Source organism: Synechococcus sp. CS-197 (genome assembly GCF_025128215.1).
Classification (GTDB): domain Bacteria; phylum Cyanobacteriota; class Cyanobacteriia; order PCC-6307; family Cyanobiaceae; genus Synechococcus_C.
The window spans coordinates 56,552-65,803 of sequence record NZ_JAHLZC010000021.1 but is presented as its reverse complement, the minus strand read 5'-3'; the positions used below and the strand labels follow the sequence as shown (position 1 = coordinate 65,803).

At 60.0% G+C, this 9,252-nt stretch carries 15 protein-coding genes; 7 read left to right on the top strand and 8 right to left on the bottom strand.

Annotated elements, in window-relative coordinates; all coding sequences use genetic code 11:
* Positions 1-373: 373 nt before the first annotated feature.
* Positions 374-712, bottom strand: a complete 339-nt coding sequence (locus KQ296_RS10720) for a hypothetical protein (protein WP_011932920.1) — start codon at positions 710-712, stop codon at positions 374-376.
* A gap of 435 nt (positions 713-1,147) precedes the next feature.
* Between KQ296_RS10720 and KQ296_RS10715 the strand changes: the two genes are divergently transcribed.
* The 3 genes from KQ296_RS10715 to KQ296_RS10705 are packed head-to-tail and all read left to right on the top strand — an operon-like array spanning position 1,148 to position 1,862.
* Positions 1,148-1,363, top strand: coding sequence for a hypothetical protein (locus tag KQ296_RS10715; protein WP_011932919.1), 216 nt, complete (start codon positions 1,148-1,150; stop codon positions 1,361-1,363).
* 5 nt (positions 1,364-1,368) lie between these two features.
* A complete protein-coding gene (locus tag KQ296_RS10710; RefSeq protein WP_011932918.1) occupies positions 1,369-1,596 on the top strand; it encodes a DUF3721 domain-containing protein in 228 nt (75 codons plus the stop codon).
* The gene (locus KQ296_RS10705) at positions 1,593-1,862 is read left to right on the top strand and encodes a hypothetical protein (RefSeq protein WP_011932917.1); all 270 of its coding nucleotides are present in this window, start codon (positions 1,593-1,595) and stop codon (positions 1,860-1,862) included. Before KQ296_RS10710 ends, KQ296_RS10705 begins: the two co-directional genes overlap by 4 nt.
* 235 nt (positions 1,863-2,097) lie before the next feature.
* On the opposite strand, the gene KQ296_RS10700 is transcribed toward KQ296_RS10705, so the two are convergent.
* On the bottom strand, positions 2,098-2,328 hold the full coding sequence (locus KQ296_RS10700; protein ID WP_011932916.1) for a hypothetical protein: 231 nt from the start codon (positions 2,326-2,328) through the stop codon (positions 2,098-2,100).
* Positions 2,325-2,642: a hypothetical protein gene (locus tag KQ296_RS10695; RefSeq protein WP_011932915.1), complete on the bottom strand. Its 318-nt coding sequence runs from the start codon at positions 2,640-2,642 to the stop codon at positions 2,325-2,327. Before KQ296_RS10695 ends, KQ296_RS10700 begins: the two co-directional genes overlap by 4 nt.
* Positions 2,643-2,721: 79 nt before the next feature.
* On the opposite strand from KQ296_RS10695, the gene KQ296_RS10690 reads away from it, so the two are divergent.
* The gene (locus tag KQ296_RS10690; RefSeq protein ID WP_041428810.1) at positions 2,722-3,993 is read left to right on the top strand and encodes a cytochrome P450; all 1,272 of its coding nucleotides are present in this window, start codon (positions 2,722-2,724) and stop codon (positions 3,991-3,993) included.
* A gap of 19 nt (positions 3,994-4,012) precedes the next feature.
* Here KQ296_RS10690 and KQ296_RS10685 read toward each other — a convergent pair whose 3' ends face one another.
* Genes KQ296_RS10685 through KQ296_RS10665 form a run of 5 tightly spaced genes read right to left on the bottom strand, consistent with a single transcriptional unit; the run spans position 4,013 to position 7,729 of the window.
* Positions 4,013-4,243, bottom strand: coding sequence for a hypothetical protein (locus tag KQ296_RS10685; RefSeq protein WP_011932913.1), 231 nt, complete (start codon positions 4,241-4,243; stop codon positions 4,013-4,015).
* Between the two features lie 17 nt (positions 4,244-4,260).
* Complete coding sequence (locus tag KQ296_RS10680; RefSeq protein ID WP_011932912.1) at positions 4,261-4,713, bottom strand: hypothetical protein; 453 nt, start codon at positions 4,711-4,713, stop codon at positions 4,261-4,263.
* Between the two features lie 60 nt (positions 4,714-4,773).
* Entirely contained in the window at positions 4,774-5,868 is a 1,095-nt protein-coding gene (locus tag KQ296_RS10675; protein WP_011932911.1) for a type III polyketide synthase, read from the bottom strand.
* Positions 5,868-7,010, bottom strand: a complete 1,143-nt coding sequence (locus tag KQ296_RS10670) for an NAD(P)/FAD-dependent oxidoreductase (RefSeq protein WP_011932910.1) — start codon at positions 7,008-7,010, stop codon at positions 5,868-5,870. The genes KQ296_RS10675 and KQ296_RS10670 overlap by 1 nt, the downstream gene beginning before the upstream one ends.
* On the bottom strand, positions 7,010-7,729 hold the full coding sequence (locus KQ296_RS10665; protein WP_011932909.1) for a class I SAM-dependent methyltransferase: 720 nt from the start codon (positions 7,727-7,729) through the stop codon (positions 7,010-7,012). Before KQ296_RS10665 ends, KQ296_RS10670 begins: the two co-directional genes overlap by 1 nt.
* Before the next feature lie 206 nt (positions 7,730-7,935).
* On the opposite strand from KQ296_RS10665, the gene KQ296_RS10660 reads away from it, so the two are divergent.
* The 3 genes from KQ296_RS10660 to KQ296_RS10650 are packed head-to-tail and all read left to right on the top strand — an operon-like array spanning position 7,936 to position 9,238.
* Complete coding sequence (locus KQ296_RS10660) at positions 7,936-8,178, top strand: DUF2973 domain-containing protein (RefSeq protein WP_011932908.1); 243 nt, start codon at positions 7,936-7,938, stop codon at positions 8,176-8,178.
* 6 nt (positions 8,179-8,184) lie between these two features.
* The gene (locus KQ296_RS10655) at positions 8,185-8,814 is read left to right on the top strand and encodes an isoprenylcysteine carboxylmethyltransferase family protein (RefSeq protein ID WP_011932907.1); all 630 of its coding nucleotides are present in this window, start codon (positions 8,185-8,187) and stop codon (positions 8,812-8,814) included.
* Between the two features lie 22 nt (positions 8,815-8,836).
* Complete coding sequence (locus KQ296_RS10650) at positions 8,837-9,238, top strand: OsmC family protein (protein WP_011932906.1); 402 nt, start codon at positions 8,837-8,839, stop codon at positions 9,236-9,238.
* The last annotated feature ends 14 nt before the right edge of the window (positions 9,239-9,252 follow it).

Below are 9,252 nucleotides of genomic sequence, written 5' to 3'. Positions count from 1 at the left end.
CCGAGGGTTTTGAGCAAACCTGAGCGCCTCAGCGGCCTGGTTCCAGACACCACACGTGGTCAAAAGCGTTCTTAGGCGCTGGTTACTTGTGGCGGCCGGATCAGCAATGGTTCGCTTCAGAGCGGCGCTCTCCGTCATTAGAGCCGATGGCACCGTTGAAGCTTGAGGATCCAGGGAGCATCTGGGCGCAGGACTACAACGCCGCCTTCTCAAGAAGGCTTAATGCTATTGAGAATCACTTGCAAAATTCCAGGAATCATGCTCTATTGAGAGCCAATCTCAAGTGTGAACGTCATGCTGCGGCTTTTTGGTGACCGTGACACCCTGATTGAAGCTCTCACGATGGACTGGGCTAACCACCAACTCCAACTCCCTAGAAAAGCGAGCCGAGACCGATCCGCTCGACGCCCTCGTTTTCGGACCAGCCGTCGCGTTCGTTAATGATCGGCAGAGCACCTGAGCGTCCAGCAGATCGCTTGGGTGCTTTTTGTTGCTTCAGAGGCAGCGCGATGTACGGGATGAGACTGGTCACCAATACACCGCCACGACCACAGCCAATGTCAATCCCACGTGGAACGCCAAAAGCAAACTCGCGGCACAGTGCAATGAGTACTACCACCAGCTTCATGCTCGCCTTTACCGGCTGTGTCAACACCCAGCAGTGTTCACAAAGATGCGCCTCCTCCTCCGATGCCGTTACCAGCATCCGCATTGAATATGCAGCCTTTTGTTCAACCCACCACTCAGTTGTTGAAGACCTTTGACCTGCGGCCCACACATATCCCATTCACGAACTGCACCGAGAGATCACCCCTCAGACCAACAACATTGGCACATCAATCCAAGCGATATCACAACTGAAGAACACAGCCACAGCCGGCTGAGGCGAATGTTGAAGCCTCACACCATCTATTTCAGTTGCACAAAATTCCAGGGATTACTCAGGGACACGCCTTTCATAACGCATACAGCAACTGGGTAAGAAGAAGCAACAACGGCGACCAGCATCAGCGTCGGTAAGCGTTTAAGCAAACCGAGGTCACTCACCGAGACATTTTGGCCCAATGCATTGGGCTGGTCTCATCAAGCGACCCGACGTACAAATCATGCCGCGCATGAGCCAAGATGGATTGAAGCATCAGATTCGATGAACGACCACAAGCAACAGCCCTTAACAGCTATCAGCAGCCTCAGCCTTGTAGCCATCAGCATTTTGTTGATCCCACAGGCCGTGAAAACGCACCGCTACAACCGATGCGTTGATGTGCAGATTCAGATGCGCGAAGCAATCAACGCTCAGGGCCAACGCAGCCCTGGCAAACTGAATTACCTCAAAGCTATCGAACACTGCGAAGGCCGATGAACGGCATGATCTGCAACAGTCACCTGTTCGCCATCGGCATCACTGTCATTGGCCTGTTCGTTGCAACTCCGCCTCGGCCGAGTTGGAGTCACAGCAAAGGAATTTATGCCACCCAGGCAGAAGCCGAAGTGCGCGCGCAGGAGATCGGCTGCACAACTGTGCATCAAAACAATGGAAGATGGATGCCCTGCGCTGATGAGCGCGAACTCCACAGGCAGCTGCGCAAGCAATGATCCAACACCATCGTCAGCGAAAAGCCCGCAAAGTTCACCGTTGGCTCGTACCTATTGCCGCACTGCCATTGCTGATCACAGCTGGCACAGGGTCGCTGTACAGCCTGCTTTTGGAGCAAGGCATTGATGCCTTTTGGCTCCTCAAGATCCACACCGGGAACTTTGGCGTTGTGAACCTTCAGCCCATCTACTCACTGCTCTTGGGTGTGCTCACCATCATTGTCACGGTGTCAGGTGCGCTGATGCTCTTGAAGCCTCAGCGTTGACCCCATGGTCCCCACCGCAATCTGTCGGAACACGCCTCGTCGCAAGCAAAGTGGGATCAATGAAAAGGCGAGGGGTCAAGCAAGCAGAGCATCACAGGGGCCAGCTACGCGATCTACACCCCAGCCAACGATCATCTGGAATTCCGAACCATTGGTGAGCGGGAGTCCGCAACGCAGGCCAGAGGACAAGGGTTTGCCTGAAACCGTCGAGCCAACCGGATTGAATCCAGGCCATTCATGAATGAATGGATGATGCGTGGAAGTTCCAGCGCTCCCCATCTTCAAGCCACAGCTCCCAGGCCAGACGGGATCCATCGCGAAGCTGCAGTTGCCCCCCAAAGCCCGCTGGCGATGGCTGATAGAGATCGCTGATCTCCAGCGCAGGCTCTCCATCGCGGGTGAACAGCACCTCCACTCTCTTGCCGATCCGTTGACCAAGGTCTCCGCGGAGCTCCTCGATGGTCATGCCTGGGCACTGCTGAAGTCCAACACCAGATCGCCGAGATCGTCGCGGCTGATGCTGAAGCGGAATCCATCCAGCGTGCCGCTCCACACCCCAGCGGAGGCATCGGCTTCCAGACCCACAGGCGCTTCCACGCTGTGATCAAAGAGCGTCTGAAAACAGTGGGCTGCCACCCGCGCCGCCTGATCGGCATCCATCTCGTCGAGCTCGTGGGCAGCAACCGGGCAACCCTCGAGCAGCTCTGCATCGATCACATTGCCCATCCCCACATCGGCGACCAGCGCAGCCAGACCTTCATTCATGCCCGATTCGGCCATCGTCAAGTTCAGATCAACAGGCCGATCAAAGCACCTCTCCGTTGTCGATAGCGTGGTGACCTTCGTTCTCCCGTGCGTGATGGCCGCCAAGACCCTCCCGAGCACGGGTGCCGTGACCGGCATCAAGGAAACCCTCGACTTCTTCGGTGACCCTCAGTTCGCGCAGAAGCGTTTCAAGGCCCATGGCGACGTGTTTGAAACGCGGCTGCTCAACCAGCGCCTTGTGTTCATCCGTGGTGAGCAGACCATGGCTGATCTATTCGCCCAGGGTGACGCCCTCGAGGGTTGGTGGCCGGAGAGCGTGCGCCAGCTTCTCGGCAGCCGCTCGTTGGCCAATCGCAGCGGAGACGGTCATAAGGCGCGCCGCCGCGTGGTCGGACAGCTGTTTTCCGCAGCAGCTCTGAGTCGCTACACCCCCTCGATCGCCGCTCTGGTGGAGGAGCTGGCAGACGAGCTGATCCAGGCCAAGGCCCCGGTTCAGCTCGTGCCCTGCATGCGGCGTTTCGCCTTTGCGGTGATCGCCACCACCGTTCTGGGCCTGGATGCCAGCGACCGGCAGGCCCTGTTCGCCGACTTCGAAATCTGGACCCGGGCCCTGTTCTCAATTCCCGTTGCCATTCCTGGCACTCCCTTCGCCAAGGCCCTGGAGGCCAAGAAGCGCCTGCTCGGTCGCCTTAAACAGGTTGTGGCCCAGACATCCGCGGAGCGGGGAGGCCTGGATCTGCTCAGCGGTGGCCTGGATGAAGCCGGGATTCCACTCACCGATGACGATCTGGTGGAACAACTGCTCCTGCTGCTGTTCGCTGGTTACGAAACCACCGCGTCGTCGTTGAGCTGTCTGATGCGCGCCCTGTTGCTCAACCCCGAGATTGAGCAGTGGTTGTTGCCGGAACTCCTGGATCAACCCTGGCCCAACCTGGAGAGCCGGAGCTGCCCTCGCCTCGACGCCACCGTGCTGGAAGTGATGCGCCTGACGCCGCCAGTGGGTGGGTTCTTCCGCAGAACCAAGCAAACCATTCAGTTGGCTGGTGTGGCAGTCCCACCGGATCGGGTGATTCAGGTGGCGCTTGCACCCGACCTTGGCGATGGATCCTGCGACCTGGCAGAGATCAGGCCGGAACGGCATCTGGATGGATCGTTCACCCAGACACTGTTGCCCTTCGGCGGCGGGGGGCGCGTTTGCCTGGGCAAGGCGTTGGCTGAGCTGGAGATCCGTCTGATGGCCATTGGGCTGCTGCAGCGCGTGCACCTGGGGTTGACACCCAATCAAGACCTGACACTTCAGCAGATCCCTAGTCCCTCACCCCGGGGAGGGTTGCTGGTGACAGCATCCGCCCGCCACAAGTCGTGAGGAAGCAAAAGCGAACCGCTCAGGGATCGTCCTTTGACGGGCTGGAGTCGGTAAGGGTCTGATAAAGCCTGAATCCACCCCAGCCCCACAGCAGAGACCAAAGCACAAAGGTGATGGCGGTGCCGATCTGGCCGGTTTCCAGGGAATAAACGCCGAACTCAATCAATCCGGCGTCGATCAACGATCCTCCAACACCCCAGCCAAGAACCCAGGCGAAGAGAAACCCGATGGCCTGAAGATTTCCTGTCATCAATCAATCAGAGGGAGTTAGCTCTTGAAGAGTTCGTCCGTCATCTCCCGGTAAGGCTTGAAGGAGGCTCCCGGGCGACGCTTGCGAACAGGAAGGGTGGTGCCGGGCAGCAGATTCTCAGGGGCGTAGGTGACCAAAACCACCTCAGGCTTGCGGCTTTCTTCAGCAGCCAATTCACGGGCGATGGCTTCAGCGGTGGTGAGCGATTCACCGGAGGCCACTGAATCTTCAGAAGCAGCTGGCTCCGAGGCGTCAGCGGGCTCCTCGGCGCTGGACGACACGGGCAGCTCGGGCGCAGGAAGCGGACGCAGAAGCACCAGACCCACCGCCAGAACAAGAAGCGAGGCGATGGTTCCGCTCAAACCGGGCAGGCGACCATAGAAATTCCAAACCGTGCCGGAGACGGCAAGACCGAGAACACCAGTGGCAGCGGCGGCAGGCCCGGCCAGACGACGGACGAGTGCGATCACGGGCTCTGCAACAAAAGGCAATCCTGTCGAAAAACGGAAGAAACTGCGGGACTGCGCAGGTCAGTCATGGATGAGGCGGAACAGAGCCACCTCGGCGCAGAGGCCCGGGCCGAAAGCCAGAGCCAGACCAGGACCAGGGGTGGCGAATTGACGCAACCGCTGCAGGATGAACAGCACCGTGGCGCTGGACATGTTGCCGTGGTCGTGCAGCACGGTCCGCGACGTTTGCAGTTGCTCCGGGCTCAGTTCCAGCACCTCAGCGCAGGCCGAGAGAATCCTCGGTCCGCCGGGATGCATCGCCCAGCTGTTGATGGACGCAGGTGTGAGATCCCAAGCACCCAACCAATCATCCAACCAAGGGCGCAGAGCCTGCGCCACGGTCTGCGGCACCTGGGGCGACAGGCCCATGGAAAACCCGTGATCAGCGATTCGCCAGTGCATTAGTTCGGCGGATCCTGGAATCACGGTGGACCCATTGGCTTCCAGCACAACGGCCGGATGGGATGAGGGGCGTTGCGCCGAGGCCACCACGGCAGCAGCACCATCAGCGAACAGGGCATTGGCCACCACCTGCTCGGGATCCCCGCCGTACTGCAGGTGAAGGCTGCAAAGCTCCACGCAGCAGAGCAAAACCACGGCGTCAGCATCCGCTTCAGCAAAGGCCCGGGCCACCCGCAGGCCATTGAGCGCCGCATGGCAGCCCATAAAACCCAGATGGGTTCGCTCAACATCGCTTCGCAACCCCAGGCGTTTGATCAGGGCGAGATCCACCCCAGGAGCCTCAAAGCCTGTGCAGCAGACCGTGATCAGATGGGTGATCGCGCCAACGGCAACGTCGGACTCAGAAAGGGCTGCAGCGCTGGCCGCGAACGCCAGCTCAGCAGCATGACGCTGAAACGCGATCATGCGCTCCCCTGTGGAGGGATTGGTGGCGCCGTAAAAGGGCACCCGCTCCAGAACTGAGGCGTCGGTGGCGCCATCAGCGATCAGCACACTGCCGCGGCGACTCACGCCGCTGCGCTGATGAATGCGCTGCAGCAGCGCTGTCTGACGGCTGTCGCCACCGCTCACATGCTCCGCTAAGACAACCGACTCATCCCGGGTGATGGACCCCTGGGGAACGGCCGTACCGATGCCATGCAGCGTGAGCGCCATCAAGCGATCTCCGCTGGGGGCAGCTGCACACGATTCACACGGCGCACGATCCGCTCAGGCAAACCCGGCCAGGCCCTGCAGAGGCTGAACAGGCCGGAGGTGAGCAACGGGCGCTGCAACACCGTGGCCAGAGTCCGGCACACCCGCTGACGGCGCACAACCAGGGACTCCAACGTCTGTAGCCAGCGCCGTTCCAGCTCTGGACTCCAGTGAGCCAGGCCCTCAACCACCACTGGAGCAGCAGCCGCGCCAGCCGTGAGAGCCCAGGCCATACCCTCGCCGGTGAACGGTTCCACATAACCGGCCGCATCCCCGATCAGCAGACAACGGCTGCCGGCCACCGCTGGCGGACGGCGCGTCAAGGCTGGCGTCAGCTGCCACTGCCCGGCCATCAGACCGGAGGGCAAGTCAAATCCCGCCGACTCGAGAACGGATCGTGCCGCTCCCGCGGCACCTCCTGCAGCTGCAACACAGGAGCGATCGAACGCCGCCGCCAGATTCAACGCGCCATCCTCCCGTCGCACCAAGCCCACATACCCCCCGTTGCCAAGAGCCATGTGAATCACGTTGCTGGCGTAATCCTGGGCCGAGGACGGCAGCACACAGCCAGCCCCCACCCGGGATGCGGCGACGGTTTCCACACTGGCGTGCGCGGGGCTGCAGTGGTTCACCAAACCGGCCGCCACGAGCACAACTCTGGCTTGCACCACGTCCTCCGGCCCCCCGGCCAACGCGGTGAGCCGCACGCTCCGCATCCCGGGTTGCTCCGGCCCAAGCTGCCCCCGCGTTTGAAAGCGAACCGTGGCACCTGCCGCAGCGGCAGCCTCCAGCAGGGCCTGATCAAAACGCTCCCGAGAGAGGGCCCACCCGCCCGGCAGGGAAAGGGCCGCGCTCAGGCCATGGAAGCCAATGCGCAACTGATGCAGCGGCTGGGCACCGCACCGCGCCATCAGATCGCCCTGGCCCACAGCCTCCAGCACCCCTTGGGCCTGTGCGTTGAAACAACACCCACACACTTTCCAACGAGGAAAAGCACGCTTTTCCACCACAAGCACCGAGAGCCCTCTTCGGGCGCAGTCGAGAGCAGCAAGCCCTCCGGCCACCCCTCCCCCGATCACCACCACATCCCAGATCCGTCTCATCACAGTGGTGGACTCCAGATCAGGCGTTGGCGCTCAGGCCAGAAGCGCTGAAGCTCCGGTCCAGAGAGCCCAGCCCGTTCAGCCAGCTTGAGAAGTTCCTCTGGAGTAAATGCCGCGCGGACCGACAGAGGGCCATCGGTGTGCACCACCCATGAACGGCTGAGCAAGCGTGTCCCTGCCCAAGCCATGGCGTAGCCGAGCCGGCTGCGAATCAGATCATCAACGATCACCAGACGCTTGGCGCGCGCGGCCATCACTCGAAACAGTGTCACCACAGCGTCATCGCTGAGATGGTGGGCGAACAGCGTGCAATAGACCACGTCAACCTGCTGCCGGTCTGGCTCCGCGAGGGCATCGGCCACGCTGAACTCCACCTGTCCGCCCCTGCGTTGGGCATTGCCGCGGGCCAGGCGGATCGCTTCTGGGTTGAGATCACAGGCCTGGATTTCAAGCATCAGCCCTGAGCGCCTGGCCATCCGATCGAGATCAATGGCGATGTCACCGCCCCCGCAGGCCAGCTCGAGAACGCTGATCGGTTGCGACACGTCCGAAACACGGAGCGCCTGCAGCGCACGCAGTAATCCAGACGAACAATCACTGATCCCGTTGATCCGGCGCAGACCGCGAAGCGCACGGGCATGCTCCGTGGGATCCAGCCCTGGCTGATCCATCACCTCAGGCTGCCGATCCCGTTGCCTCAGTGCCTGACCCCAGGGCATGCGTTGTTTCGGCATCCATCTCGACGCTAAACACGCAAACAGCAACGGGCATTGTTAAGGTTTATTTCTCGAGGCTTCAACCATGAACGATTACACCCCTTTCATTATCGGCATGGTGGTTTTTGGAGTGGTCATTACAGCAGCTGTTGTGTACGTGCTGTCGCAGCCAACCGACCTGCCCTCCCTGAAGAAAAAGGATTGAATCAATGGCTGGTTCATTGTTCCCACTGATCTATGCAGGCTGCTTGCTTTTCCTGCTTCTCCAGGCATTCAGGATGATGCGTCCAGGGAAAGCTCTCTTATCGCGTGCCATGGAGCGCAAAGATCGCACCGGGCTTGTCACGACTCACCCGGAACTGCTGGACGATCAAGGTGAGCTCACCAAAGATGATCTTCTTGTGGTGCGTTTCCCTGATCAAGGTTCTTTAGAAAATTCACCGAACGCTTGAATCCCCATGGTCAGCCAGCTCACGGCCATCAATGTCGCCAAGATGATCACGATCGCAATTGTGATCGGCTTGATTGCAATCGTGGGCATTTCTGATCAGCGCCAGATTCTCTATGCCTGCATGCACATCAGTTACTGCGTCTGGTGGCTGCTTGAGCAACGGATCTATCCGGAACGCAGAACATTTCTCTTTCAAGAGAAAGTTGGCCCCATTGGCCTAATTAGCGCAGTATTAATCATTGGGGTGTTTTATTCACTTCCGGCCTTTCTGGCTTTCTTCAATTCAAATCCACTCACCATTGCTGCCACTGCAACGGCGATCCCCCTGTTTTATTTCGGCAGCTTGATTAACACCTCTGCCGACGTTCAGAAAATGACGGCGAAAACGTTGGGCCGCGATCTGGTGAGTGATGGCATCTGGAGCCGTATTCGCCACGTGAACTACGGCGGCGACCTCATGCGATATCTCAGCTTCGCAGTTGTTTCAGGTTCATCCTGGGCCTTTCTTGTTCCTCTAGCGATTGCGGCTCTCTACCTCCAACGCATTGGTGAGAAAGAGATTGCGATGGGCGAAAAATACCCCGACTTCGCGGCCTACCGTCAGCGCACAACCCGTTTAATTCCCTGGGTTTGGTAGCCGCCGCCCAACCCCTCAAAACATGACCACCATCTCCTGCACCTACACCGGTGATCTCCATTGCGAGGCCACCCATACAGGATCCGGGGCCACGCTCAGCACCGACGCGCCCCTCGACAACGAAGGCAAGGGCGAAGCGTTCTCCCCCACCGATCTCCTGGCCACCTCATTGGCCACCTGCATGCTCACGATCATGGGAATCACAGCCCGCAGCCGCGACTGGTCGATTGAGGGAGCCAGCGCCAGCGTGGACAAGCTGATGAGCAGCGACGGGCCAAGACGCATCGAGACCCTGCGCGTCACCCTTCAGCTTCCCGAGGCTCTCGATGACGACCAGCGAGCACTGCTGCAACGGGTCGCCGAACAGTGCCCCGTGAAACGCAGCATCGTTCCCTTGATCAACGCCGAAATCCACTGGGCTTGATCCTGAGTCCCTGC

Bases quoted from the DNA above. Each gene is read 5' to 3' on its own strand.
- KQ296_RS10720 (WP_011932920.1), bottom strand. From the start codon at position 712: ATGCGGATGCTGGTAACGGCATCGGAGGAGGAGGCGCATCTTTGTGAA.
- KQ296_RS10705 (WP_011932917.1), top strand. From the start codon at position 1,593: ATGATCCAACACCATCGTCAGCGAAAAGCCCGCAAAGTTCACCGTTGG.
- KQ296_RS10690 (WP_041428810.1), top strand. From the start codon at position 2,722: ATGGCCGCCAAGACCCTCCCGAGCACGGGTGCCGTGACCGGCATCAAG.
- KQ296_RS10650 (WP_011932906.1), top strand. From the start codon at position 8,837: ATGACCACCATCTCCTGCACCTACACCGGTGATCTCCATTGCGAGGCC.
- KQ296_RS10715 (WP_011932919.1), top strand. From the start codon at position 1,148: ATGAACGACCACAAGCAACAGCCCTTAACAGCTATCAGCAGCCTCAGC.
- KQ296_RS10660 (WP_011932908.1), top strand. From the start codon at position 7,936: ATGGCTGGTTCATTGTTCCCACTGATCTATGCAGGCTGCTTGCTTTTC.
- KQ296_RS10665 (WP_011932909.1), bottom strand. From the start codon at position 7,729: ATGCCCTGGGGTCAGGCACTGAGGCAACGGGATCGGCAGCCTGAGGTG.
- KQ296_RS10695 (WP_011932915.1), bottom strand. From the start codon at position 2,642: ATGGCCGAATCGGGCATGAATGAAGGTCTGGCTGCGCTGGTCGCCGAT.
- KQ296_RS10655 (WP_011932907.1), top strand. From the start codon at position 8,185: ATGGTCAGCCAGCTCACGGCCATCAATGTCGCCAAGATGATCACGATC.
- KQ296_RS10670 (WP_011932910.1), bottom strand. From the start codon at position 7,010: ATGAGACGGATCTGGGATGTGGTGGTGATCGGGGGAGGGGTGGCCGGA.
- KQ296_RS10710 (WP_011932918.1), top strand. From the start codon at position 1,369: ATGATCTGCAACAGTCACCTGTTCGCCATCGGCATCACTGTCATTGGC.
- KQ296_RS10675 (WP_011932911.1), bottom strand. From the start codon at position 5,868: ATGGCGCTCACGCTGCATGGCATCGGTACGGCCGTTCCCCAGGGGTCC.
- KQ296_RS10700 (WP_011932916.1), bottom strand. From the start codon at position 2,328: ATGACCATCGAGGAGCTCCGCGGAGACCTTGGTCAACGGATCGGCAAG.
- KQ296_RS10685 (WP_011932913.1), bottom strand. From the start codon at position 4,243: ATGACAGGAAATCTTCAGGCCATCGGGTTTCTCTTCGCCTGGGTTCTT.